Annotated in this window: 21 protein-coding genes and 2 tRNA genes; 11 read left to right on the top strand and 12 right to left on the bottom strand. The window is 66.9% G+C overall.

All coding sequences use genetic code 11. The features are described 5' to 3' along the window. Positions 1-3 precede the first annotated feature (3 nt). A complete protein-coding gene (locus H0T81_RS02300; RefSeq protein WP_294009342.1) occupies positions 4-843 on the bottom strand; it encodes a sulfurtransferase in 840 nt (279 codons plus the stop codon). 46 nt (positions 844-889) lie between these two features. On the opposite strand from H0T81_RS02300, the gene queF reads away from it, so the two are divergent. Next, positions 890-1,336, top strand: a complete 447-nt coding sequence (gene queF, locus H0T81_RS02295) for a preQ(1) synthase (RefSeq protein WP_294009340.1) — start codon at positions 890-892, stop codon at positions 1,334-1,336. A 3-nt stretch (positions 1,337-1,339) separates the two neighbouring features. Here queF and H0T81_RS02290 read toward each other — a convergent pair whose 3' ends face one another. The 6 genes from H0T81_RS02290 to hflK form a co-directional block, all read right to left on the bottom strand. Continuing rightward, positions 1,340-3,361 (bottom strand): oligopeptide transporter, OPT family, encoded by a 2,022-nt coding sequence (locus tag H0T81_RS02290; RefSeq protein ID WP_294009338.1) that lies wholly within the window; start codon positions 3,359-3,361, stop codon positions 1,340-1,342. 16 nt (positions 3,362-3,377) lie between these two features. Continuing rightward, positions 3,378-3,788: a nuclear transport factor 2 family protein gene (locus tag H0T81_RS02285; RefSeq protein ID WP_294009336.1), complete on the bottom strand. Its 411-nt coding sequence runs from the start codon at positions 3,786-3,788 to the stop codon at positions 3,378-3,380. Beyond that, positions 3,778-5,388, bottom strand: a complete 1,611-nt coding sequence (locus tag H0T81_RS02280) for a helicase HerA-like domain-containing protein (protein WP_294009334.1) — start codon at positions 5,386-5,388, stop codon at positions 3,778-3,780. The genes H0T81_RS02285 and H0T81_RS02280 overlap by 11 nt, the downstream gene beginning before the upstream one ends. 86 nt (positions 5,389-5,474) lie before the next feature. Next, positions 5,475-7,043, bottom strand: coding sequence for a Do family serine endopeptidase (locus H0T81_RS02275; RefSeq protein WP_294009332.1), 1,569 nt, complete (start codon positions 7,041-7,043; stop codon positions 5,475-5,477). Positions 7,044-7,134: 91 nt separating this feature from the next. Further along, positions 7,135-7,998: a protease modulator HflC gene (locus H0T81_RS02270; RefSeq protein ID WP_294009330.1), complete on the bottom strand. Its 864-nt coding sequence runs from the start codon at positions 7,996-7,998 to the stop codon at positions 7,135-7,137. Continuing rightward, positions 7,995-9,092 (bottom strand): FtsH protease activity modulator HflK, encoded by a 1,098-nt coding sequence (gene hflK, locus H0T81_RS02265; protein ID WP_294009328.1) that lies wholly within the window; start codon positions 9,090-9,092, stop codon positions 7,995-7,997. The genes H0T81_RS02270 and hflK overlap by 4 nt, the downstream gene beginning before the upstream one ends. A 70-nt stretch (positions 9,093-9,162) precedes the next feature. On the opposite strand from hflK, the gene H0T81_RS02260 reads away from it, so the two are divergent. Continuing rightward, positions 9,163-10,128, top strand: a complete 966-nt coding sequence (locus tag H0T81_RS02260; protein ID WP_294009326.1) for an Mrp/NBP35 family ATP-binding protein — start codon at positions 9,163-9,165, stop codon at positions 10,126-10,128. Positions 10,129-10,155: 27 nt separating this feature from the next. Next, entirely contained in the window at positions 10,156-10,596 is a 441-nt protein-coding gene (locus tag H0T81_RS02255; RefSeq protein ID WP_294009324.1) for a CoA-binding protein, read from the top strand. Here H0T81_RS02255 and H0T81_RS02250 read toward each other — a convergent pair. Together H0T81_RS02250 and ubiA are read right to left on the bottom strand one after the other, a co-directional pair. After that, positions 10,593-11,939: a metallopeptidase TldD-related protein gene (locus H0T81_RS02250; protein ID WP_294009322.1), complete on the bottom strand. Its 1,347-nt coding sequence runs from the start codon at positions 11,937-11,939 to the stop codon at positions 10,593-10,595. The two genes, H0T81_RS02255 and H0T81_RS02250, sit on opposite strands and share 4 nt — an antisense overlap. Positions 11,940-11,949: 10 nt before the next feature. Continuing rightward, the gene (gene ubiA, locus H0T81_RS02245; protein ID WP_294009320.1) at positions 11,950-12,858 is read right to left on the bottom strand and encodes a 4-hydroxybenzoate octaprenyltransferase; all 909 of its coding nucleotides are present in this window, start codon (positions 12,856-12,858) and stop codon (positions 11,950-11,952) included. Positions 12,859-12,999: 141 nt separating this feature from the next. Here ubiA and H0T81_RS02240 point away from each other — a divergent pair, with 141 nt between their 5' ends. The 6 genes from H0T81_RS02240 (at position 13,000) to H0T81_RS02215 (ending at position 19,917) form a co-directional block, all read left to right on the top strand. Beyond that, positions 13,000-14,268, top strand: a complete 1,269-nt coding sequence (locus tag H0T81_RS02240; protein WP_294009318.1) for a cyclopropane-fatty-acyl-phospholipid synthase family protein — start codon at positions 13,000-13,002, stop codon at positions 14,266-14,268. A 2-nt stretch (positions 14,269-14,270) separates the two neighbouring features. Beyond that, positions 14,271-15,014 carry a 16S rRNA (uracil(1498)-N(3))-methyltransferase gene (locus H0T81_RS02235; RefSeq protein ID WP_294009471.1) on the top strand — a complete coding sequence of 248 codons (744 nt, stop codon included), beginning with the start codon at positions 14,271-14,273 and terminating at the stop codon, positions 15,012-15,014. Between the two features lie 25 nt (positions 15,015-15,039). After that, complete coding sequence (locus tag H0T81_RS02230; protein ID WP_294009317.1) at positions 15,040-16,410, top strand: glutamate--cysteine ligase; 1,371 nt, start codon at positions 15,040-15,042, stop codon at positions 16,408-16,410. After that, positions 16,411-17,376 carry a prolyl aminopeptidase gene (gene pip / locus H0T81_RS02225; protein WP_294009316.1) on the top strand — a complete coding sequence of 322 codons (966 nt, stop codon included), beginning with the start codon at positions 16,411-16,413 and terminating at the stop codon, positions 17,374-17,376. 93 nt (positions 17,377-17,469) lie between these two features. Beyond that, positions 17,470-18,765, top strand: a complete 1,296-nt coding sequence (locus H0T81_RS02220) for an MFS transporter (RefSeq protein ID WP_294009315.1) — start codon at positions 17,470-17,472, stop codon at positions 18,763-18,765. A 198-nt stretch (positions 18,766-18,963) separates the two neighbouring features. Beyond that, entirely contained in the window at positions 18,964-19,917 is a 954-nt protein-coding gene (locus H0T81_RS02215; protein WP_294009314.1) for a hypothetical protein, read from the top strand. 140 nt (positions 19,918-20,057) lie between these two features. Here H0T81_RS02215 and ligD read toward each other — a convergent pair whose 3' ends face one another. From ligD to H0T81_RS02200, 3 genes are all read right to left on the bottom strand, one after another. Continuing rightward, positions 20,058-22,547 carry a DNA ligase D gene (ligD, locus tag H0T81_RS02210; RefSeq protein ID WP_294009313.1) on the bottom strand — a complete coding sequence of 830 codons (2,490 nt, stop codon included), beginning with the start codon at positions 22,545-22,547 and terminating at the stop codon, positions 20,058-20,060. Between the two features lie 3 nt (positions 22,548-22,550). Next, complete coding sequence (locus H0T81_RS02205) at positions 22,551-23,450, bottom strand: Ku protein (RefSeq protein ID WP_294009312.1); 900 nt, start codon at positions 23,448-23,450, stop codon at positions 22,551-22,553. 81 nt (positions 23,451-23,531) lie between these two features. Continuing rightward, positions 23,532-25,037 (bottom strand): PAS domain S-box protein, encoded by a 1,506-nt coding sequence (locus H0T81_RS02200; protein ID WP_294009311.1) that lies wholly within the window; start codon positions 25,035-25,037, stop codon positions 23,532-23,534. A 160-nt stretch (positions 25,038-25,197) separates the two neighbouring features. Between H0T81_RS02200 and H0T81_RS02195 the strand changes: the two genes are divergently transcribed. Continuing rightward, positions 25,198-25,271, top strand: a tRNA-Gly gene (locus tag H0T81_RS02195). A 306-nt stretch (positions 25,272-25,577) separates the two neighbouring features. Beyond that, a tRNA-Tyr gene (locus tag H0T81_RS02190) sits at positions 25,578-25,663 on the top strand. Positions 25,664-25,696 lie beyond the last annotated feature (33 nt).

Genomic DNA, 25,696 nt, shown 5'->3' with positions numbered 1-25,696 from the left:
CCGCTACCCAGGGGCGGGCCCCATTTCCTTCGGAGTCGCCGGATCGGCTCCCCATTCGCTCCAGCTGCCGTCGTATAGCCGCGAGCCGCGATTGCCGAGCAGGTGCGCGGCGAAGATCAGGGAATTGGCCGTGACCCCGGAACCGCAGGTGGCGACGAACGGCGCCTGCGGATCGACCCCGGCCTGCGCGAAAGCGCGGGCGATCTCGTCGCGGCCGAGGAAGGTGCCGTCGTCGTTGTAGAGCCTGGGGAACGGCAGGTTGCGCGACCCCGGGATGTGGCCGGCGGCGACTCCAGGGCGCGGGTCCGGCTCGCCGCCCTCGAACCGGGCGCTGCTGCGCGCGTCGAGCACGTCGGCGCCGAGGTCCGAGCGGACTTCGTCGATGCCGACGACGTCCCCGGGTCGCTCAGCGGCCTCGAAGCGGGCGGATCGAGGTGCCGGCTCGCCGCTTTCGACCGGCCGTCCCTCGGCGAGCCATTTCCCGAAGCCGCCGTCGAGGATCGCGACCTTGTCCGCTCCGAAATGGCGCAGCATGAACCAGCCCCGCGCCGAACTGCGCAACGGCGAATTGTCGTAGACGACAATGCGGTCACCGCGGCCGATTCCGAGCGCCTCCATCGCGCGGCCGAACTCGTCCGCCGGAGGCAGCATGTGCGGGGCCGGATGCGACTTGTCCGACAGCTCCTCAATATCGAGGAAGCGCGCGCCCCGGATGTGCGCCAAGAGATATTCGGCGCGGGCATCGCGGCCGCTCGCGGGCATGAACAGGCTTGCATCGAGCACGACGAGATCGGGCTGGCCGAGATGGCCGGCAAGCCATTGGGTGGAAACCAGAGCGTCCATGCGGTCAGGATAGGCGTGAGCGCTTGTCGCTGCTAGGTGGCGCGCGATGGAAACGCGTCATCTCGGCAAGAGCAGCGCACTGCCCGCCTCGCCGGAGGAGGCGGAGCTCGACTTCGTGCCCAACACGCGGCGGGGCGCGCTCTATCTGGTGCGGTTCGCGGCGCCCGAGTTCACGACGCTGTGCCCGGTCACCGGACAGCCCGATTTCGCGCATCTGGTGATCGACTATGCGCCGGCCGAGACGATCGTTGAATCGAAGAGCCTGAAACTGTTTCTCGGTTCTTACCGCAATCACCAGGGCTTCCACGAGGAAGTGACGGTCGGCATCGGCCAGCGGCTGGTCGCCGAGATGAAGCCGCAATGGCTGCGCATCGGCGGCTATTGGTACCCGCGCGGCGGCATTCCGATCGACGTCTTTTGGCAAAGCGGCCCGCCGCCCGAAGGCTTGTGGCTGCCCGATCAAGGCGTCGCCGCCTACCGCGGCCGGGGTTAGTCCTCAGCGGACGGCGGCGGGCGGCGGCTCATCCAGGACCGGCTCGTGTGCGAGTTTGTCGCCCGCTTCGGCGCGCGTCTTCATGTAAAGCCAGGCGATCGACCCGGCGAACACGACCAGTCCCAGCGGCACCGCCCAGGCGAACTCCTCGACCAAAGCCAGCGGAGCGTCATTGTCCGTTGCTCCGACCATCGCCGCGAAGGCGACCCCGAACAGGCTCTCGCCGACGATCAGGCCGGTCGCCATCAGCACTCCGAGCCGCTCGGCGAACTGGGGTTCCGGCGCTCGCGACGCCCACTTGTTGTAGAGGTAGCCGATGGTCGCACCGACCGGGATCAGAAGGGTCAGCGACATCGGCAGATAGATCCCCATTCCAACCGCGAGCGGCGGCAGCGAGCCGCGCTTCGAGCGCCGAAGGATCTCGTCCAGGATGATCACTGCGACGCCGATGAGGGCGCCAACGCCGATCAGGTTCCAGTCCAGGTTGCCGCCGAGCACGCCCTGGGCGATCGCCGAAATCAGCGCCGCCTGGGGCGCGGCGAGCGCGTTGGGGCCTGCGCCGGGCGCGCCGACGAACCCGAACGCGTCGTTGAGGACCGTCAGGATCGGCGGGATGACCACCGATCCGAAGATCACGCCGATGATCAGCGCGACCTGCTGCCGCCATGGCGTCGCGCCGACCAGCTGGCCTGTCTTCAAATCCTGAAGGTTGTCGTTCGCGATGGTCGCGATGCCGAAGATGACGGCGGTCACGAACAGGGCATAGGCGACGAGGCTTTGCGACGCGTCGATGCCAAGACCGCGCCCGAAAATGGCGACGAGGACCAGCGAAATGCCGAGCACCGTCAGGATTCCGACGCCGGAAACCGGGCTGTTCGAGGCGCCGATCAGGCCGGCCATGTAGCCGGTGATCGCGGCGATGATGGCGCCAGCGATGAAGATGTAGAGGAGGCTCAAACCGATCGTCAGCGCCGGCGCGGCCGCGATCGGCCCACTTTGCGCAAAAGCCGACAGCAGCAATCCGATCGGGATCAGGGAGCCGACAATCGACACTGCGATGATGCCGATCGGGATGTCGCGGTCGGTGATTGCGAGGCCGGCCTGCCCGCCGGCCTTGCGGGCTCGGCTCGCGGTGAGCGCGGAGCTGACGCCCTTGACGATCGGGCCGATGATCCGGAGCAAGGTCCAGATCGCCGCGACGCCGATCGTGCCCGCGCCGATGAAGCGCACCTTTTCACGGAACGTCGTCCCGACCAGAGTCTCGAGGTCGGGCGCTGCGCCCAGGCCGGCCAGCCCGGTCTGCCACGGCACCAGCACGAACCAGCTGATGATCAGCCCAACCAGCATGGCGATTCCGACCGCCATCCCGACCAGGTGACCGACGCCGATCAGCGCCATCGACAGACTGGTCGTCACGGTCGTCGCACCAGTGCTGAAGCCGAAGCTGCGCGAGGCTTCGGTGACGGCGACCCTGGTCTGGGCGAGGATCGCGTAGGCGGCCGAGACGAGCGAGCTCAGCACGATCATCTTCAGGCCGCGGCGGTTTTCCTCGGCGCCGCCGACGCCCGCGCCGACCTTGAGCACTTCGGCCGCCGCGACCCCCTCGGGATAGGGAAGGTCCGAGCCGGTAACCAGCGCCCGGCGCAGCGGCACCGAGTACATCACGCCCAATATGCCCCCCAAGGCGATCACCGCGACCGACAGCCAGAACGGAAAGCCCGTCCACCAGCCGACCATGATCAGCCCGGGCAGGACGAAAATGATTGCCGACAGCGTTCCCGCCGCCGAGGCGATCGTCTGGACGATGTTGTTTTCCTGGATGGTGGAGTCGCGCACGAACTTGAGCACGGCCATCGAGATCACCGCGGCCGGGATCGACGTCGCAAAGGTTATTCCAAGCTTGAGGCCAAGATAGACGTTCGCGGCAGTGAACAGGACCGTGATCAGCCCGCCGAGGACGATTCCTCGAAGCGTCAGCTCCCTGAACGAGCCGCTCGCCGTGGTCGTGTCGCTGTTCCTCGGCATTCCCCCTCCCCTGAATCTATCCCTTGATCTTGTGCGATCGCGGATCCGGGCTCGAATGGCGGCGCACGGCCCGCCAACGGCCCTCGTCGAACACCCAGACGTCGGTCAGCAGCACATGGTCCTCGACCTCGCGGCCGAGGTAACGGACGCACCATTTGGCATGGACGGTGCCGACCATGAGCCGGTCGAGGACCAACGCATCCCGGATCTCCATCTCGATGCTGATGACCTCGCGCCGCTGGATCGCTTCGAGCCATTCGTCGCGGTTCATGGTGAACGGTCCGCTCGAGCGGGTGCCGATCAGGACGAAGGACGGATGGATCAGCGAACGCAGCAGGTCCATGTCCTTCGCGCACAGAGCGTCGCGCCACTGGCGTTCGACCGACTCGACCAGTTCGCAGGTCTTGCTGGCGACACTATCGGTCACGAGTCAGCCCCCCGAGGATTCCGCGCAGCAAGCGGTTGCCGATTTGACGCCCGACCGAGCTTGCGACCGCGCGCCCGGCCGACTGCATCATCTTGTCGGTCATGGTCGGCTTGGCCGCCTCGCGCGCGGCCCGGTCGGCTGCCCGCTGCTCCTCGCGGCGGCGCTGGGCCTCGAGCCTCTCCTGCTCGCGCTGCAGCTTCAGCGCTTCCCTGGCGGCGACTGCGTCCGCCTTGGCTTTCTCTGCCGCCGCGCGCTCGGCGTCGGTCTGCGCTTTGGCGGCGGCCGCGGCGGCGGCCGCTTCCGCCGCCTTGACCGCCAGCATCTCCTGGGCGGACTCGCGGTCAAGCGGGACATCGTAGCGCGCCCCGATCTCGTCCGTGGACACCAGCACCCGGCGCTCCTCGGCGGTCAGCGGCCCGACTCGCGACGACGGCGGCTTGATCAGGGTCCGCTCGACCGGCGACGGGGCGCCATCGGCCTGCAGCATCGACACCAGCGCCTCACCGACCCGCAATTCGGTGATCGCGGTGGCAACGTCGACCCCCGGATTCTGCCGGAAGGTTTCGGCGGCCGATTTGACCGCCGCCTGGTCGCGCGGGGTGAAGGCGCGCAGCGCATGCTGGACCCGGTTGCCGAGCTGGCCGGCGACCTGGTCGGGGATGTCGATCGGGTTTTGGGTGATGAAATAGACGCCGACGCCTTTCGAGCGGATCAGCCGGACGACATGCTCGACCTTCTCGAGCAGCGCCGGCGGGGCGTCGTCGAACAGCAAGTGCGCCTCGTCGAAGAAGAAGCAAAGCTTCGGCTTCGGCTGGTCGCCGACTTCGGGGAGCTGCTCGAACAGCTCCGACAACAGCCACAGGAGGAACGTCGAATAGAGCCGGGGGCTGGCCATCAGCCGGTCGGCGGCGAGGATGTTGACCACCCCGCGTCCGTTCTCGTCGAGCTTGAGGAAATCTTCCAGGTCGACCGCCGGCTCGCCGAAGAAATGTTCGCCGCCCTGGCTGCGAAGCTGCAGCAACGAACGCTGGATCGCCCCGACCGACGGCTTCGAGACATTGCCGTAGGTGAGCGTCAACTCCTCGGCTCGCTCGCCGATGTCGACCAGCATGGACTGCAAATCGTCGAGGTCGAGCAGCAGCAGTCCGTCCCTGTCGGCAACGTGGAAGGCGATGTTGAGCACCCCCTCCTGGACCTCATTCAGGTTCAACAGGCGGCCGAGCAGCAGCGGACCCATTTCGCTGACGGTGGTGCGGATCGGGTGGCCCTGCTCGCCGAACAGGTCCCACAGCTGCACTGGACAGGCGTCGTAATTCCAGTCGGCAAAACCGATTTCGGCGGCGCGGGCGCTGAACAGCGCATGATTCTTCGAGGTTGCGGAGCTTGGCATGCCCAACCCGGCGAGATCGCCTTTGACGTCGGCGACGAAGGTGGGGATTCCAGCCGCGCAAAAGCCCTCGATCAATCCCTGGAGAGTCACGGTCTTGCCGGTCCCGGTGGCGCCGGCGATCAGGCCGTGGCGATTGGCGCGGGACAGTTCGAGCTGCTGCGGGTTCGCGCCGCCGGCACCGCTGCCAATGAAGATCGCGGATTCGCTCACGCCAGGCTCTCCCTCCGGGCGTCCTTTGCCGACCCGGAGAGCAAGCGCAAGTGGGCCGCTGAGCGGCTATCTAGCCGGAGGCGAACCTAGCGGGCGGCGATATCGACGGCGACGAACGCTTCCGGGCCCGGACCGCGCTTGACGAGCAGGAGCACGCTGGTCCGGCCGGCTCGGCGGGCCGCCTCGACCGCGGCCGTGACTTGCGCCGGGCTCGTCACCGGCTGGCGGTTGACGGACATGACGAGGTCGCCGCGCTGGAGCCCTTCTTCGGCGGCATCGCTCGACGGGTCGACGGCAACGACGATCACGCCGCGCGCGCTCGCCGGCAGGCGGGCGCCCCGAGCAAGCTCGGGAGTCAGCGGCTGCAGAGATAGCCCGAGCACCTGGCTCGGAGCGACGACCGACCCGCCGCCGACCACAGTCCCTTCGCCTTCGCCACCGCCGGTGAGGGCCGCCAACTGCTCCTCGGTCGGCCGCTGGCCGACCGTCGCGGTGATCCGCGTCTGGCGGCCGTCGCGAATGATGTCGATCGGGATTCGCGCCCCGACCTGGGTGTTGGCGATCAGATAGGAAGCGGTCTGATCGGGAGTCACCGGCTGGCCATTGACCCGGACGACGACGTCGCCGGGCTGAATGCCGGCCCGCGCGGCCGCCGCGCCGGGCTGGACCCAGCGGACGATCTCGCCGCTGTCCTTGGGCAGGCCGAGCGTCGGCGCGATATTCTCGTCGAGCGGCTGCAGGCTGATGCCGAGATAGCCGCGTTGGGGCCGCTGACCGCGGCGCAGCGAATCGATCACCGGCTTGGCGAGCTCGGCGGGAATCGCGAGGCCGATCCCGACCGATGCGCCGGTCGGCGAGATGAGCGCCGAATTGATGCCGATGACGTTGCCGTTCAGATCGAACATCGGGCCGCCCGAATTGCCCATGTTGATGGACGCATCGGTCTGGATGTAGCGGTCATAGGCGCCAACGCCGGTGATTCCGCGGTGAAGCGCCGAGATGATGCCGGCGGTGACGGTCCCGCCGAGCCCGTAGGGATTGCCAATCGCGATCACCCAGTCGCCGACCCTCGAGCGGGTGCTGTCGCCGAAGGTCACGTACGGAAAATTGTTGCCGTCGATCTTCAGCAAGGCGAGGTCCGAAGTCGCATCGCGACCAACGATCCGAGCGGTATATTCCTTGCGGTTGGTCAGGGTGACGGTGACGGTGTCGACCGTGCCGGTGCCGGTGGCGCCGGTGATCAGATGGTTGTTGGTGACCACGTAGCCGTCGGGGGAGATGATGAAGCCCGAGCCCAGCGAGCCGGTCTCGCGGGTTCGCGGAGTGATGCCCCCCTGCGGCCCCTGCGGGCCCTGCGGCCCGGGCTGCACATTGGGTCCTCCGAACCGTCGGAAGAACTCTTCGAACGGGTCGGTCTGGGTGCGAACCGGCACCCGCTGCTTGGTCGAGATGTTGACCACCGCGGGCTGCAGCCGGGCGGAAAGCTCGGCGAACGACATCGGCGCACCGGGCCGCGGCGCCATGGCGGACGGCGAATTCTGTGCCACCTGGGCACCGACCGGGCCGGTGGCGATCGAGAAGGCGGTTCCACCCAGAAGCAGGGCCATCGCGACCCCATAGGCATAGCGCACTTTTCCGGACTCCTTCGAACTCATCGATACTCCATGACTTGGCTTACGGAAGCAATTTATGTGGGGCCGTGCGGCTTAATCCCAAAGGGCCTTAATCCGCATTGAACGAACGACTTCAGCGCGCGCGTCCAGTGAATTCCTTCAAATAGTCATTCTGCGGCGACAAAATGACGGTTGTGGGCTTGGGCGTTTCGCCGCCGTCGCCGATGAAGGTCGTCTGATAGGACTGCATCGCGCGATAGAAATCGTAGAAATCCGCGTCCTTGCCGAAGCTCGCCGCATAGGTGCTCGACGCCTCGGCGTCCGCTTCGGCGCGGATGATCTGCGCCTGCTTGGCGCCCTGGGCGCGGATCGAGCGGGCTTCCTGCAGGCGCGCGGTCCGCATTCGGTCGTAGGCCGACTGGAGCGGAGTTCCGCTGGGCAGGTCGGCCTTCTTGATCCGGACATCGATGATCTGGGCGCCATATTGGCGGGCGACCTGGTCGAGGTTGCGGCGGACATTTTCCATCACGCCCTGCCGCTCGGGCGACAGCAACGCCGCGAACGGGCGTTTGCCAAGCTCATTCCTGAGCGAAGAGCCGAGGATCGGGCGAAGCGCCTCGCTGACCCGCTCGGTAGTGCGCGCCCGAATATACATCGTCAGAGGATCGACGACCCGGTAGCGGGCGAACGCGTCCACCTCGAGCCGGAGCTGGTCAGTCGACAGCACCTGCTGGCGGTCCATGTCGACGTCGAGCACGCGCTTGTCGATCCGCTCGACGCTTTCGGCGAACGGAATGCGCCAGGAGATGCCGGCGCCTTGGGCACCGATCGGCTTGTTGGGCTCGAACCGATTGAGGATCCGCACCGGCTCGCCCAAGCGGACGACCACCGCCTGCTGGGTCTCCGGAATGATCGGGAAGCTGCCGAGCACGGTGACCAGCAGGAACAGGGCCAGAAGGCCGGTCAGCAGCGGCCGGCGGCGAACCAGGGCCATCATGGCGTCGGCTCCGCCCGCGGAGCGGATCTCTGGACTTGGTTCAGCGGCAGATAGGGCGTGATTCCCGGAGCTTCGACGATCGTCTTGTCGACGTTGGCCAACACCCTTTCCATCGTCTCGTAATACATGCGGCGGCGAGTGACCTCCGGGGCCAGCCGGTATTGCTCGTAAATGCGATCGAACGCCTGCGCCTCGCCCTGCGCCTTGGCCGTCAGCTGCAGCGCATAGGCGCGCGCCTGGTTGATGTAGGATTGCGCCTCCTGCTGCGCGGCGGAGACTTCCTTGAAGGCGTCGTTGACCGTTTGCGGAGGGTCGGCCTGCTTGATCGCTACGCCCTGGATCCGCACGCCTGCCCGATAGGCGTTGAGGATCTGCTGCATCCGCTCCGTGACCTGGGATTCGATGTCGCCGCGGCCCTCGCCGATCGCATCATTGAGGCTGACTCCGCTGACCACCGCACGCATCGCGCTTTCGCCCACCTGGCGGATAGCTTCCTCCGGGTTGGCGAGCTGGAACAGATAAAGCTCGGGACTGTGGATGTTCCAACGCACCGAATAAGCGATGTCGATGATGTTCTGATCGCCGGTCAGCATCAGCGTCTCGGTGTTCGTCGAGCCGAGGTCGATGTTGCGAATGTTCTCGATATCAACTTTTTGCACCCGCTCGATGGGGGACGGCAGGGTCAGGCTGATGCCCGGCCCGAGGGTTCGGTTGTAGCGGCCGAACTGGGTGACGACGCCGCGCTCTTCGGGTGCGATCCGGTGCATGCTGGTGAACAGCAGCCACAACAGGACGAAGGCGAGCAGCCCCCACATGATCATGGAGCGGTCGGGCCGGCCCGGGAAACCGCCGCCGCCATCGCCGAACCGCGCGCGGCTGCGCCTGAGGAAATCCTCGAGGGAAGCGACATTGCCGCCGGGCGGTGGAATGGCCGAGCGTCGGCCGCGCTTGGGCGGCTCGCCCCACGGCCCTCCGCGGCCACCCTCCGAGGACGGCGGCTCGTCGCCGCCATTCCCACCGGCTGGGCCCCAAGGTCCCTTATTGTCAGCGAACAGGCCGCGAGCGCGTGCGCCCAGCCCTGAAAAGATGCTCATGGCCCCAGTATAGGTAGCCTCCGCCCTGAAAAACAGTGGCAAGCGTCGAGGGAGTTCCTATGTCGCCGCGATGGCCGAGCCCGACGATCCGCTAAGCAGCCTCGATGCGCTGCCCGACGCCCAAAGGATCCGGTCGCGCAAGCTGGTCGGCGACATCGCGTCGCTGGTCGTCGACGCGACCGGCCTCGACGAGCAGGCCCGCAATGCACTCGAGCGCGATCTCCGCTCGGCGGCGCTCGAACTCCCCGGAGTGGCCCAGGCGCGCATCGCGCTGACCGCGAGCCAGCCGGGCCGCAAGCTGATCGCGATCGGCAGCGGCAAGGGTGGCGTCGGCAAGTCGACCCTGGCGGCCAACCTCGCCATCGCACTCGCCCGCTCCGGCAAGAAGGTCGGGCTGATCGACGCCGACATCTACGGGCCCTCGCAGCCCAAATTGCTCGGCAGCGACGACAAGCCGACGGCCGAGGGCGATCGGCTGATCCCGGTTGCCGCCCATGGGCTGCATTTCCTGTCGCTCGGGCAATTGGTTTCGGCCGGCCATGCGCTCGCGTGGCGGGGGCCAATGGCGACCGGCGCGCTCGCTCGACTGGTCGAGGCCGACTGGGGCGACGCCGAATACCTGCTGGTCGACCTGCCGCCCGGCACCGGCGACGTCCAGTTGTCGTTGATCCAGAGGTCGCGGCCCGACGGGGCGGTGATCGTCTCCACCCCGCAGGACCTGTCGCTGATCGACGCGACGCGGGCGATCGACCTATTCCGCAAGACCAAGGTGCCGGTGCTCGGGATCATCGAGAACATGGCCGGCTACGTCTGCCCCCATTGCGGCGAGACCTCCGACCCGTTCGGAAGCGGCGGCGCCGAATCCGCGGCAAGGGAGCTGGGCGTTGCGTTCCTCGGGCGGCTGCCGCTGTCCGCCGGGCTCCGCTCGGCATCGGACGCCGGCACTCCACCCGCCGCCGGCGACGGCCCCGAAGCACAGGCGTTCGCGCGGCTCGCCGTCAAATTGCTCGAGGCGCTGGATACCGCCGCCGACTGACGCATTGATGGCGCAAGGAGAGCCCCGATGCCGTTGACCCGTGCCGAGGATATCGCCGAGCTTCTGACCAACGCCCGGACCATCGCCTTGGTCGGCGCGTCCGACCGGCCCGACCGCCCGTCCTACGGAGTGATGAAGTTCCTCCAGTCGCACGGCTACCGGGTGTTCCCGGTCAACCCGCAGATCAGCGGGCAGCATGTTCATGGCGAGTTCGTGTGGCGCGAGCTCGCCCAGATCGGCGAGCCGATCGACATCGTCGACATCTTCCGCCGCCCGGAAGCGGCCGGCGAAGCCGTCGACCAGGCGATCTTCGCGGGGGCCAAGGCGGTTTGGCTGCAGCTCGGGATCGTCAACGAGGAAGCGGCGCAGCGGGCCGAGCAGGCGGGGGTCAAGGCGGTGATGGACCGCTGCATCAAGATCGAGATCATGCGGCTGCGGATCCCGAAGATCGAACCGGCGACCGCCTAGGCCGCTCCGACCGTCATTTCGGGTACCAGCACCGTGGGGGCGTCGATCCCGCGGCGAAACTCGAGATCCGACGCCGGCTCGAGGGTCGCGAACATGTCGAGAAGGTTCGACGCGACGGTGATCTCGGCGACCGGCTCGGCGATGACCCCGTTGCGGACCATGAAGCCGGCGGCGCCGCGGCTATAGTCGCCGGTCACTCCATTGACGCCCTGTCCGATCAGCTCGGTGACGAGCAGCGCCCGCGGGAACTCGGCGAGCAGTTGTTCGCGCGAACGACTCCCGGCGGCCATGTAGAGATTGCTCGGCGAGGCGCCGGGTGCACCGCCGGCGCCGCGCGCCGCATGGCCGGTTGGCTCGATCCCGAGCTGGCGCGCCGACGCGCTGTCGGCGATCCAGCTGGCGAGGACCCCGTCGGCCACCAGCTCCAGCCGCCCGACCCGGACCCCCTCGCCGTCGAACGGGCGCGAGCGCAGGCCTCGCAGGCGCAAGGGGTCGTCGATGATCGCCACGCCCGGGGCGAACACCCGGCTGCCGAGCTTGTCCTGGAGGAAGCTCGCCTTGCGCGCGACCGACGAGCCGCTGATCGCGGCGGCGAGATGGCCGAGCAGAGTCGAGGCGACGCGCGGGTCGAACAGCACCGCCATCCGGCCCGGCCTGGGCCGAGCCGAATTCAGCCGGGCAACGGCGCGGGTCCCGGCCAGGCGGCCGATGTCTTGGGCGGAATCGAGATCCTCGAGGTGCCGAGCGCTATGCCAGGCATGATCGCGCTGCATGCCCGAGCCTTCGCCGGCAATCACCGCGGCCGAGCAGCTGTAGCCGGTCGCTCGATACGCGCCGGAAAAGCCCGCCGAAGTCGCCAGTGCGACGCTGGACTCCGACGCGCTCGCCGAGCCGCCGTTCGAATTGGTCACTCCGGGAATCGCCAGCGCCGCCTGCTCGGCCGCGAGCGCCCGGGCGCGGAGCGCGGCGGGCTCGGGCTCCTGTTCGTCGTCGGCATCGAGCGGTGGCAATTCGCCGCGGTGGAGAAGCTCTTCGGGGGCGAGGCCCGCATATTTGTCCTCGGGGGCTTCGGCGGCCATGGCGAGGGCCCGATCGACCAGGGCCGCGAGCGCTTCCCCGGCCAGATCGGACGACGCCACCGTCGCCGAGCGTCGGCCGAGGAACAGCCGTAGGCCGATCTCCTCGCCTTCGGACCGGTCGACCTGCTCGAGCTCGCGAAGGCGCACCTGGACGCTGCTCGACCGGTTGCCGACATAGATGGCGTCGGCGGCATCGGCGCCGGCGGCGGCCGCGCGTTCGACCAGCGCCTGAGCCGCGCGGCGGGCTTGATCGACACTGAGCATGCGCGAGCGCCTAGCGGCTGGACAGGCCGACCGCCAGCAGGCCCAGAAACATGAGCAGCCCGCAGGTGCGGTTCGAGCGGAACAGTTGGAGCGCTCCCTCGCCGTCCTTCGGGTCGGCCCGCAAAGCCTGGTTGGCGAGATGCAGCGCGGCCGGCAGGAGTGCGAGCAAGGCCAGCCAGTCGGGCCGTACCGACCAGATGGCGGCCCCCCACAGGATCACGGCGAGCGCGTAGAAGATGGCGATTCCAAGCGGCGCGCTCTCGCCGAGCCGCCGGGCGCTCGATTTCACTCCGACCAGCGCGTCATCTTCCACGTCCTGGATGGCGTAAAGCGTGTCGTAGCCGATCACCCAGGCAACGGTCCCCGCGTAAAGCCACAGCGCGGCTTCATCGAGCTCCCCGGTCACCGCCGGCCAGCCGACCAGCGCCCCCCATGAGAACACCAGCCCGAGCCATGCCTGCGGCCACCAGGTCAGGCGCTTCATGAACGGGTAAGCGGCGACCAGCGCGATGCTGCCGAGCGCGACCAGCTGCGCGGTTCGCTGAAGCTGGAGCAGGACGAGGAGTCCGAGCAGGCACAAAAGGACAACGAGCAGCCAGGCGGCGTTGACCGAGACCCGGCGGCTGGCGAGCGGCCGAAGCCGGGTGCGCTCGACTCGCCGGTCGAGCTCGCGATCAACGATGTCGTTGTAGACGCATCCCGCGCTGCGCATCGCAAAGGCACCGAGCGCCAGCCACGCGAACAGGTCCCAGCGTCCCCAGACTCCGGCGAGGGCGACGCTCCACGCGCACGGCCAGAACAATAGCCAGGTCCCGATCGGCCGATCGAGCCGCATCAGCGACGCGAACGGCCGAAGCCGCGGCGGCAGCGCGCCGATGAAGCCGCGCCGCTCGCTGTCGGGGACGATGTCGGTGTCCACTGAGCCTCTCACCTCGTTCGTCCCGAGCCTGTCGAGGGACCGTCCTTCATATCTCGCAAGCACAGAAGCAAGACTGCCGTTCGACAAGCACATGGCGAAGGGGTGTTGTTAGCGACAATGTTGTGGAGCTAAGCTTGGCCCATGTGGCTTCTCGACAAAATGCTTCGGCGGCTCATCCGCAAGGGTGAACTGACCATCATCGACCATCGCGGCAAGGCGTATCGCTACGGGGCGCCGGACCCGGCGGTCCGCTCCGTCGCCGCTCGGCTCATGGACAGCAAGGCGGCCTTCAAGATCGCGTCCGATCCCCGGGTCGGGGCCGGCGAGGCCTATATGGATGGCCGCTTCGTGGTCGAGGACGGCGACATCCGCGATCTGGTCCTGCTGATCCGCTACAATGCGCCGTTCGAGCGGTCGGGCGCGCTCAAGCCCAAGGGGCCGGTTCGAAGAACCGCCGCGGCAGTCGCCGGACGCCTCGACCAGATCAACTGGAAGACCCGGTCGCGCCGCAACGCGGAGCACACCTACAATCTGACGAGGCGGCTCTACGAGCTGTTCCTCGACGAGGACCGGCAATACACCTGCGCCTACTACCGCGACCCCGCCAACAGCCTCGAGCAAGCCCAGCTCGACAAGAAAGCCCACATCGCCGCCAAGCTGAACCTGCAACCCGGAATGCGCGTGCTCGACATCGGCTGCGGCTGGGGCGGCCTCGCCCTCTATCTGCACCGCCACTACGACGTCGACGTGCTCGGCATCGCCCTGGCGCCCGACCAGATCGAATTCTCCCGAGAACGGGCGGCCGAGGCCGGCGTCAGCGACCGGGTCAAGTTCGAGGTGATGGACTACCGCGACGTCCCCGGCACCTTCGACCGGATCGCCAACGTCGGGTTGATCGAACATCTGGGGACTCCGCACTATCCCGGCTTTTTCGCCAAGTGCCGCGAACTGCTCGCGCCCGACGGGCTGATGCTGTCGCATTGCTGCGGGCGGATGGGCCGGCCCGGCCTGACCGACAAATGGACCCGCAAGTACATCTTCCCCGGCGGCTACATCCCGGCGCTGTCGGAGATCGTCAGCGAGGCCGAGCGTCACCGGCTGATCGTGTCGGACGTCGAGACCCTTCGCCTCCACTACGCCTACACGCTCGAGGAATGGTACCGGCGCACGGTCGCCGCCCGCGACGAGATCGTCGAGCTCTACGACGAGCGCTTCTACCGCATGTGGCAATTCTATCTGGCCGGCGCCGAGGCCGCGTTCCGCTATGGCGGGATGTCCAATTTCCAGATCCAGTATCTGAAGAGCCGGCAATCGGCGCCGATCACGCGTGATTACATGTTCGAGGAGGAAGCGCGGCTGCGGGGGCTCGAACAGCCGCCCAAGTGGCACCTCGACGTGGCCGCCGAATAGCCATTCCCGCGACCCCCGCCTGGCCGCCCAAGTCGCTTCCACGCCTTTATGTGCGCCAGCCGCTCGGGCAAGGCGCCCGGGTCGAGCTCGACGGGGGCCAGGCCAATTATCTCGGCAATGTGCTGCGGATGAAGGAAGGCGCCGAGCTGCTGCTGTTCGACGGCCGTTCGGGCGAATGGCTGGCCCGGATCGCCGAGGCGGGGAAAAAGCGCATGGCGCTCGTCGTCGAGCGGCGGACGCGCGAGCCCGAGACGATCCCCGATGTCTGGCTGGCGTTCGCTCCGGTCAAGCGGAGCCAGACCGACTGGCTGATTGAAAAAGCGACCGAGCTCGGCGCTGCTCGGCTGATCCCGGTGACGACGCGGCGCACCGTCATCGAGCGCGTGAAGCTCGAGCGGCTGCAGGCGATCGCGATCGAAGCCGCCGAGCAATGCGGCCGAACGCGCCTGCCCGAGATCGACGAGCCGGTGCCGCTTGCTCGCCTGCTCGAAAAGCGCGATCCGGCGAGGGCGCTGTACTTCGCCGACGAAGCGGGGGGCGAGCCTGCAGCGGATGCCTTCAAGCCAGGCCCGGCGCTGATCCTGACGGGGCCGGAGGGGGGCTTCACCGACGAGGAGCGGGCGGCGGTCCGGGGGGTGTCCAACGCGGTGCCGGTTTCGCTCGGCCCGCGCATCCTGCGAGCGGAAACGGCAGCGCTCGCCGCGCTCGCGGCCTACATGGCGGTCGCCGGGGACTGGCGCGGTTAGCGCCGCGCCGCTAGCGCCGCCGCACATGACCACCCGAACCGACACCAGCGCCAGCCCGATCATCGAGAGCCGCGACGACCTGCTGTCGGTGTTCTCGGGCGGCGAGAAGGAGCCCGGCGACTGGCGCATCGGCACCGAGCATGAAAAGTTCGTCTACCGGTGCGAGGATCATCGCGCTCCGTCGTGGGAGGAGCCGGGCGGAATCCGCGACCTTCTGGCCGGCCTGACCGAGTTCGGCTGGCGGCCGGTCGAGGAGGAAGGGAAGGTCATCGCTCTGACCGGGCCCGACGGCACCATCAGCCTCGAGCCGGCCGGCCAGTTCGAGCTCTCGGGCGCCGCGCTCACGGACCTCCACATGACCTGCGCCGAAGCGGCCCGGCACCTGCAGCAGTGCAAGGCCGTCGGCGAGCGCCTGGGTGTCGGCTTTCTTGGTCTCGGAATGTGGCCCGACAAGCGCCGCGACGAGCTGCCGATGATGCCCAAGGGCCGCTATGCGATCATGGCCCGCCACATGCCGCGCGTCGGCGATCTCGGCCTCGACATGATGCTTCGAACCTGCACCATCCAGGTCAACCTCGACTATTCGTCCGAAGCCGACATGGTGAAGAAATTCCGGGTCGGCCTCGCGCTGCAGCCGGTGGCGACGGCCCTGTTCGCCAATTCGCCGCTGACGGAAGGGCGGCCCAACGGCTACAAGAGCTTCCGAAGCCACATCTGGGAGGACACCGACCCGCATCGCACCGGCATGCTGCCGTTCGTGTTCGACGAGGGCTTCGGCTACGAGCGCTACTGCGACTACGCGCTCGACGTGCCGATGTATTTCGTGTTTCGCGACGGGCATTATATCGACGCCGCGGGAGAGAGCTTCCGCGATTTCCTCGATGGAAAGCTGCCGCAGCTGCCGGGCGAAAAGCCGCTGCTGAGCGATTTCACCGACCATTTGTCGACCGCCTTTCCCGAGGTGCGATTGAAAAGCTTCCTCGAGATGCGCGGCGCCGACGGCGGACCGTGGAACCGGATCTGCGCGCTGCCGGCGCTGTGGGTCGGGCTGCTCTATTCCAACGAGGCGCTCGACGCGGCCTGGGACCGGGTCAAGCATTGGTCGATCGAGGAGCGCGAGAAGCTGCGCCACGACGTTCCGAAGCTGGCGCTCGACGCACCGGTGCCGGGCGGCAGCACCGTCCACGACCTGGCGCGCGAAGTCATCGGCCTTGCGGCGATCGGCCTCAACCGGCGCGCGGTGCTCAATGCAGCCGGCGACAACGAAGGCGGCTTCCTCGACCCGTTGCGCGAGGTCGTCGCAAGCGGCAAGACGCCGGCCGACCGTCTGCTCGACAAACATCATGGCGAATGGGGCGGCGACGTCGGCCGCATCTACGAGGAAATGAGCTTTTAAATGGACATGCAAACGCAGCAGCGCCGTACGCTCTATGCCGAGATCGAGCCGTACAAATCGGGTCATCTCGACGTCGGCGACGGGCACAGCCTGTACTGGGAGCTGTGCGGCAACCCCGACGGCAAACCGGCGGTCTTCCTCCACGGCGGGCCCGGCGGCGGATCGAGCCCCGACCACCGCCGCCAGTTCGACCCCGAGCGTTACAACGTCCTGGTGTTCGACCAGCGCGGCTGCGGCAAGTCGACGCCCTATGCGAGCCTGGAGGCGAACACGACGGCGCATCTGGTGGCCGACATCGAGCGGCTGCGCGAAATGGCCGGCTTCGAAAAATGGCTGGTGTTCGGCGGAAGCTGGGGTTCCACTCTCTCGCTTGCCTACGCCCAGGCACATCCGGACCGGGTCACCGAGCTGGTGCTGCGCGGCATCTTCCTGTTCGACCAGTACGAAGTGGACTGGCTGTACAAGGACGGCGGCGCATCGGCGGTCTACCCGGACAAATGGGACGACTTCATCTCGCTCATTCCCGAGGACGAGCAGGGTGACCTGGTCGAAGCCTATCGCAAGCGGCTGACCAGCGAGGATGCCGACGAGCGGCTGCGCGCCGCCAAGGCGTGGAGCGCGTGGGAGGCGTCCACCGTCACCCTTCTGCCGAGCGAGGCGACGATGGAGCATTTCACCAGCCCCGAAGTCGCTGTCGCGATTGCACGAATAGAAAACCATTACATGGCGAGCGGCGGCTGGCTCGAGGAAGGGGAGCTGCTGCGCGGAGCCGGAAAGCTGCGCGGCATCCCGGGAGTCATCGTCCAGGGGCGCCATGACACTTGCACGCCGCCCAAGGCCGCCTGGGCGCTGAAGAAGGCGTGGCCCGAGGTCGAGCTCCAAATCGTGCCCGACGGTGGCCATCTGTACAACGAGCCCGGCATTCTCGACGGCCTGATCCGCGCAACGGACAAGTTCGCGCGTTAGACCGTCATTGCGAGCGACGCGAAGCAATCCAGCAACAAACTGGATTGTTTCGTCGCTCCGCTCCTCGCAATGACGAGCCGGGAGAACGAACGAATGGCTGAAACCCCAGAGCGCACACCGCTTCGCCGGGTGGTGATGGCGAGCCTCATCGGCACGACCATCGAGTGGTACGACTTCTTCCTCTACGGCTCGGCTGCCGCGCTGGTGTTCAACCGGCTGTTCTTCCCCGACTACGACCCGCTCGTCGGCACCATGCTGGCGTTCGCAACCTATGCGGTCGGCTTCGTCGCGCGGCCGCTCGGCGGGATCGTCTTCGGCCATTTCGGCGACCGCATCGGGCGCAAGAAGCTGCTGATGTGGAGCCTCGTCCTGATGGGCGTCGCCACCGTCCTGATCGGGCTGCTTCCGACCTATGCGCAGATCGGCGTCTGGGCGCCGATCGCGCTGGTCGTGCTGCGCCTGGTGCAGGGCTTCGCGGTCGGCGGCGAATGGGGCGGCGCGGTGCTGATGGCGGCCGAGCACGGCGATGCGCAGCGCCGCGGCTTCTGGGCGAGCTGGCCGCAGGCCGGAGTCGCGGCGGGAAGCCTGCTCTCGGCCGGCGTGCTGGCGCTGATGGCCGGCATCCAGAGCGAAGCCGACTTCCTCGCCTGGGGCTGGCGAGTGCCTTTCGTCCTGTCGGTCGTTCTCGTCGTCGTCGGCTGGTACATCCGCAACCGGGTGTCGGAGAGCCCGATGTTCGAGGCGGCGCTCGACGAAGCCGAGATCCCGCCCAAGCTGCCGGCGCTCGAAGTGATCCGCGAGCGGCCGCTGGCGATCCTGCTCGGCTCGGGCCTGAGAGTCGGAGAGAACATCTCCTATTACATCCTGACCGTCTTCTCGCTCACCTATCTGGTCGACGTCGCCGCCGAGACTCGAAGCACGGCGTTGAACGCACTGCTGATCGCCGCGGCGGTGCAGTTCTTCGCGATTCCCCTGCTGGCGCGCCTATCGGACCGGATCGGCCGCCGCCCGGTGTACGCGGCCGGCGGGCTCGGCCTCGCCGCCTTCATCTTCGCCTTCTTCCCGATGCTGGCGAGCGGCGAGCCGGTGACCATCGTCGCCGCGATCGTCATCGGCCTCGTCCTGCACAGCGCGATGTACGGCCCGCAGGCGGCGTTCATCACCGAGCTGTTCCCGACCCGGATCCGCTATTCGGGCGTGTCGATCGCCTACCAGCTGACCTCGATCGTCGCCGGCTCCCTGGCGCCGATCATCGCGCTGTGGCTGTACAGCGAGTATGACAGCGCGGTTCCGGTCGCGATCTACGTCGGCGTCGCCTGCGTGATCAGCGGCGTCAGCGCGCTGCTCGCGCGCGAAACGAAGGGCGTTGAGCTGGCGGCGATCCGTTAGGCCGCCAGTGTCCGCTTTGGGTGGAAAGCGGACTTAGCAAAGTTCGAGCGGCCACGCCCCTGGCGTTGAGCTTTTCGGGTTATTTACTTTCCCTTAAATTTAACGGAGACCCTGTCCTGTCGCGTTCCGACTCGTAAGTACAAGTTCATCTCTTGGGGGGTCGCCATGGGGGTACACCGTCTCTGCGCTTTGTTTGGCTTGCTCGCTCTTGCGTCTCCGCTGCAAGCGGGAAAACCCGGCACCAGTCAGCCGCAGGAAATCTTCTTCCGGGCGCCGAACGGCAAAGGAACCCAGCTTGTTGCCGCGGCAAGGGACGGGAGCAATGTGTCCACCCTGTTCACCGATTCCGGCACCCTGTACTTCGGCTTCGATGTCGGTTCCGCCGACAGCGGGGTCATCATCCTGGGGACGCGTGCGGGTGAGCTGAAGCACCTGACCTACGCCAAGAACAGCGCCGGTGTCTTCGCGCAACTCGATGTCAGAACACTCCGGACCGGAATCGCGTCGAGCTCGGCGGTCGATCTCTCGCCGGACGGCACGCGTATCGCCTATCGAGACGCTACCGACGGCGCCTTGATGGTTTACAACATCGCTGATGGTACCACGACTGAATGGTCGCGCGGTCCTTGGGCCTGGGATTTCGTATGGGCCCGAGGAGGGGCGAGCCTCGTGCTGCTCGAGCAGAGCAGCCCCGTCGACCAGCGCAGCCACCTGTACGAGATTGTCACCCCGGGAGAGCGCGTCGAAATCTTGAACCGGCGCTACATGGATGCCGTCGAAGTATCTCGGACAGACGCGAATGTTCTTCTGCTGAGTTATAATAGCGAAGACGGTCAGCAAACATTCGTCGGCACTTGGCGCATGCCGATGTCGAACGCAGATGGCACTTCCACGCCTGGCGAATGGGTCAATCCAAGTCTCGCCGGGAGGAGTTTCTCGTCTCGTGGCGTGTTGTCGTGCGATGACAGCTACCTGCTTTACGGAGGATCGGGCCCCGCAGGCCAGCAGATGTGGTTTACGAAGACGCTGCCTTCTGGCGCCGACACCGTGATCAGCAAGGCCGGGGCTAATGCGATTCCCCAGAGTTGGTCACGTTGCGCGACACCGCCGACGACTGCTGGCGATCCGCTAATATTCCGTGAGGTGCCCTAGCGGCCTGCTCCCGCCGACCAAGCCGGGCGCTCAGGACCGTGCACGGCCGGTACCACGGCAAGCGCTCAGTGGGGCTTGACTGCTCAGGGTCACACTCGAGTGTCCGCGTTGGTTGGAAAAGCGGACATTAGCCTGACGACCTAAAGCTCCGGCAGCGCCTGCTTGGACTGGCCCCAGCCGGCGAGCAGTTTCGACGAGGCTCGGTCGATCAATTCATCAGCGTCGCGGATGGTGAAGTGGTTGCCGCCCTTATAGTCGTCGAGCTCCTCCCAGGCGATCGGGGCGGCGACCGGGGCGCCTTCGCGGGCTCGCGCGGAGTAAGGCAGCACCGCGGTCGCGCCGCGCTGGTTGCGCAGCCAGTCGAGGAAGATTCGGCCCTTGCGCTGAGCCTTGCGGATGTTGGCGGTGAAGCGCTCGGGCTCGGCCTCCGACACCGCGCGCGAGAACCGCTCGGCGAAGGACTTGACCGCATTCCAGTCCGCCGTGCGATCAAGCGGCACGACGACGTGGATGCCCTTGCCGCCGGTCAGCAGCGGGAAGCTGGTGAGGCCGAGATCGGCGACCAGCTCGCGGATTCGCCGGGCCGCGTCGCGGACATCGGCGAAGTCGAGCCCGACATCGGGGTCCAAATCGAACACCAGCCGGTCGGGATGCTCGACCTTGTCGATGCGGCTGCCCCAGCCGTGGAACTCGATGGTTCCCATCTGAACGCAGGCGAGCAGCCCGCGGACATCGTCGAAATAGAGATAGTCCTGGACCTCGCCCTTCTTCTCCTGGATCGGCACCTGCTTGACGTGCTCGCCCATCGAGCCGGTGTCGTGCTTCTGGAAGAAGCACTTCTTCGAGCGCCCCTGCGGGCAACGGATCAGGGTCATCGGCCGGCGCGCGGCGTCGATCATCGCCAGCGCCTCGACCTCAGCGTAGTAATCGGCGAGCTCTTTCTTGGTCAGCTTGGCCTCGGGGTAGATCACCCGCTCGGGGTTGCTGATCTTGATTCCGAAATCCTCGACCGACGCCCGCTTGCCCTTCTTCTTTTCCGACGTCTTCAGCTTCTCCGGAGTTTCACGAACCACTTCCGCGGCGGGCTTGTCCTCGCGCAGCGCGATGAAGCTCGGATGGCGCAGGATTCCATCGGTGGTGAATTCGGCAAATGCGATCTCCGCGACCAGCTCCGGCTTCAGCCAGTGCGCGGCCTTGCGGTCGGCGCGCGGGACTTCGAGCGACGCCTTTTCGATTTCCAGCGGCTTCATCGTCTCCATCAGGTCGTCGATCATTTTCGTGTTGAAGCCGGTGCCGACCTTGCCGGCATAGGTCAGCTTGCCGCCGTCGCGAACACCGAGCAGCAACGAGCGAAAGCCGCGGCGCTTGTCGCTTTCCGACCAGCCGACGACCACGAACTCCTGCCGCTGGATGCACTTGACCTTGAGCCAGCAGCGGGTGCGCGCGCCGCGATAGGGGGCGCTGGCTTTCTTCGAGATGATGCCCTCGCCCTTTTCAGCGCAGATGGCGTCGAACAGGGCCTCGCCCTTGGCGACCACATGGTCGCCGTAGATGATCGGCGGGGCGACACCCTTGAGCAGCGCCGCGAGCCGCTCCTTGCGCTCGAGATTGGGCAGCTTGGTGATGTTCTCGCCGCGGTCGACCAGCAGGTCGAAGCCGTAGAAGGCGAGGTTGGCCCCCTTCTGCTCCTTGAGGGTCGACTGGAGCAGCTGGAAGTCGGGCTTGCCGTTGTCTCCCAGCGCCACCGCCTCGCCATCGATCAGGCAACCGGGGGGAAGCTTGGCGGCGGCGCGGACCAGCGCCCGGAACTTGTCGCTCCAGTCCTTGCCCTTGCGGGTCCATGCGGTCGCGGCGCCGTCGCCGGTCGCGATCAGCAGCCGGTAGCCGTCATATTTATACTCGTGGATCCAGTCGGCCCCGGTCGGCACCGAATCGACCAGGGTCGCGAGCTGCGGCTCCTGGAAGGGCGGCGGCGCCTTGCCCGATTTCTTCCTGGCGCGGCCGCCTTTCTGCCCGCCGCGGTTGGAGCGCCAGACGTCGGATCCCGACGCGATCTCGGCCATCGTCCGGCCGGTGGTGACGCTGGTCACGCATTCGTCGACCAGCGCGTCGCCGGCTTGCTCGTCGGCGAACTCGTCGGTGACTTTCTTGAGCATCCACGGTTCGGCCTTTTCGCCCGGTCGCGGCCTCAGGCGGAACATCACCCATTCGCCCTTCATGCGCTCGCCTTCGAGCGTGAAATGCAGGTGACCGTCCTCGATCGTCTTGCGCGGGTCCTTGCCGGGCTCCGGGATCCAGCGGCCATGGTCCCACAGCATGACCGTGCCGCCGCCATATTCGCCGGCCGGGATAGTGCCTTCGAAATCGCCATAGTCGAGCGGGTGGTCCTCGGTTCGCATTGCCAGCCGCTTGTCACCGGGATCGAGGCTGGGGCCCTTGGGCACCGCCCAGCTCTTCAGAACGCCATCGAGCTCGAGGCGGAAATCCCAGTGCAGCCGCGAGGCATCATGTTTCTGGACGACGAAGCTGTCGCCCTTGCCCTTGAGCTTCCTGCCCTTCGGCTCGCCGGTCTTCGAGAAATCGCGCTTTTTGTTGTAGGTCTCGATGTCGAGGGCCGCGCGTTTCGCCATCGCTTACGCCCGCTTGCGCTGGGCGGCCTTTTTCGCCGGTGCAGCGGCCTTTTTCGCCGACGCTTTCTTGCCCGCCGGCTTCTTGGCGCCCTTGTTGTCGTTGGCGCCGCCGCTCTCGCCGAGGCTTTTCTTGAGCGCCGCCATCAGATCGATGACGTTGGACCCACGCGACGGCGGGGCGTCGGCGTCCGGGTCCTGGATGACCTTCTCGCCCTTCTTGCGCTGCTTCTCCTTGATCAGGCCCTTGAGCGCATCGACGTAGCGGTTGTGGAATTCCTTGGGGTCGAATTCGCCGCTCTTCTTCTCGATCAGAGTCGAGGCAAGGTCGAGCAGGTCCTGGTCCGGCTTGTGATCGCCGATCTCCCGGAAGAACGAAGACGCCTTGTTGACCTCTTCGGCGTAGCGCAGGGTTTCGAGCAGCATTCCGCGGCCGCACGGCTTGAGCGCAACGACATATTCCTGGCCGCGCATGGCCAGCTGGCCGATGCCGACCTTGCGGGCTTCGCGCAGCGCGTCGCGCAGCACCACGAACGCCTCCTCGGCAAGGTCGTCCGCCGGCACGACATAATAGGGCTTCTCGTAATACATCGCGTCGATCTCGCCGATGTCGACGAACTGGACGAGGTCGACGGTCTTGCGACTCTCGAGCTTGACGCTTTCGATCTCTTCCGGGTCGAGCAGGACATAGTGACCCTTGGAGACCTCGTAGCCTTTCATGATCTCGTCGCGGTCGACCGGCCCGATTCCGGGCACGACCTTTTCGTACTTGATCCGCTTGCCGGACGGTTCGTGGACCTGGTGGAACTGGATCGAGGCACCGCTTCGGGTCGCTGGATAGATCTCGACCGGGATGGACACCAGCGCCAGCCGGATCTGCCCTCGCCATATCGGTCTCGCGGCCATTTCGCTTGCCTCCGTCCTGCAGACGCCCACTCAATCGCTATCGACGGGGACTCGTTCCGTGCGGGAGGAGCGCGGGTGGATTCAGACGGCGTTGGCGCGCCTCGGAGGACCGCTGTGGCGAGCCCCCGACAACCGGTAACGCAAGCCCTCGGGTGTGTAGGCCACCTCGGCCCGGCCGCCACTCTCGAGCTCCATCCCGCGGCGCAGGATGCGCATCCCGAAGCCCTGGCGGTCGGGTTCGCTGGCCGGCGGCCCGCCGCTCTCCGACCACTCGAAGTCGAACCGCGACTCGTCGGCCGGATGCTTCTGCCAGCGGATTTCGACACGCCCGTCGCCACTTGAAAGCGCGCCATATTTGAAGGCGTTGGTGCACAGTTCGTGCACGGCCAGCGAAATCATGATCGTGGTCGAGGAATCGATGCACAGCTCCGGACCGCCCCGCGACGCTCGGTCGCCGCCCACCCCGCAGCCCGACAGCGCCTCGTCGATGATATCGCCGAGCAGCGCCGAATTGCCGCTCTGGGCGTGGAGGATGTCGTTCGCCTTGGCGATCGAATCGATCCGCCGGTCGAACGCAGCTTGGGCTTCGGCGAGATCGGTGGCGCTGCCGAAACTGAGATGCGCCATCCCCCGCACTACGGCGAGGATGTTCTTGGCGCGATGATTGAGCTCGGCGAGCAGCAGCGACCGAACCTCTTCGCTGTGCCTGCGCTCATGCACTCGGCCGATCTGCGCACCGATCGCCCGAGCCGAAAGCAGCAGATGTTCTTGCGGCTTGCGCGCACTGATCGAGAAGAACTCGAGCACCGCGATGCAGCGGCCGCCGCTGAATACCGGAAACGCGAAGGCGGACTTGAACCCAAGCCCCTGGCGCAGGAAATTGCCGTCCGCGCCGACCTCCGAGATCCACACCGGCTGGCCGGTCTCGAGCACTCGCCCCGGCAACCCCACTCCGGGCCCGAATTCCATCGCCGCGGTTGCTTCGACCAGGTCGGGAGCCTTCGAGCGGGCGCCGGTGCTCCACAGCTCCGACTTGAGGGACGCCTGGTCGTCGCAGACCAGCAGCGCGTGGCCCACCGGCCAGTCGGCGAGCTCGCAGATCGCATCGAGCGTGGCGAGGAGTGCCTCGTCGAAGCTCTTGTCGCTCGCCGCCAGATCGCTGAGGCCGAGCATCAGGCGGCTCTCGCGAAGTTGATATTCGAGCTGCGCCTCGGCGCGTTTGCGCTCCGATATGTCGCGGAGGAAACCGATGAAAACATCGCTGCCCGCGCGGCTTACCAAAGTGATCGACAGCTCGACCGGAATCTCGCTGCCGTCCTTGCGCAGACCGTCGAGCTCGAGTCGACTATCGAGCACTCGCGCGACGCCCTCTTCATTGTAACGGCGCAACCCGCGATGGTGCGCGGGGCGCAACGCCGGAGGGACGATCAGCTCACCGAGATTCTGGCCAATTGCTTCCGTCGCGGACCACCCGAAGATCGTCTCGGCGTGCTGATTCCAGGCGCGGACGACGCCGTCGCGATCCATCACCACGACCGCGTCGAGCGCCGTCTCCAAAATCGGGGAAATGACCGAGTCGATCGGCATATGTCTTTGAAGAGCCTCCTGTTTGCCCCGACGCCCGCGGACATTAGGCCCGTAACGATGGCCCCTGCGGTGGACAAGCTTTCGATGCGCTGAACGGGATTTGGCACCGCGGTTGACGCGGCCAAGCCGGCAATGGCATTGGGCGCGTCCGCCTGGGCGAGCGGGTGTAGCTCAATGGTAGAGCAGAAGCCTTCCAAGCTTACGACGAGGGTTCGATTCCCTTCACCCGCTCCAAAATCACCATGCCGGGGCATGGCTGATCTTTGGGCGCACGAGCGTCAGCGAGGTGCGACAAAATCACCATTCCGGGGCATGGCTGATCTTTGGAGCGCACGAGCCTCAGCGAGGGGCGTCACGCGCAGGCTGTCCGGGGGAGCGTCGAGTACGCCATGCCGCGGGCATGGCGGCGCAGGCGGCGTGCATGGAGCGCCATATCGCCATGCCCGGGGTATGGCTGATCTTTGGAGCGCAATGCCTCCCGCTGGCTGGAGCAATTGACAGCGCACAGCCTCATGGCCATGTGCCCCGCCTGCCCCGCCTGGAGAGGTGGCCGAGTGGTTAAAGGCAGCAGACTGTAAATCTGCCCGCGCAAGCGTACGCTGGTTCGAATCCAGCCCTCTCCACCACGACACTAAGCTGCTGTTCGAGCGGCAAAATGT

The sequence above is a fragment of the Sphingomonas sp. genome, assembly GCF_013812825.1.
Lineage (GTDB): Bacteria > Pseudomonadota > Alphaproteobacteria > Sphingomonadales > Sphingomonadaceae > Sphingomicrobium.
Note: the sequence above shows the minus strand (reverse complement) of the source record. Positions and strands in the feature narration are given on the sequence as shown.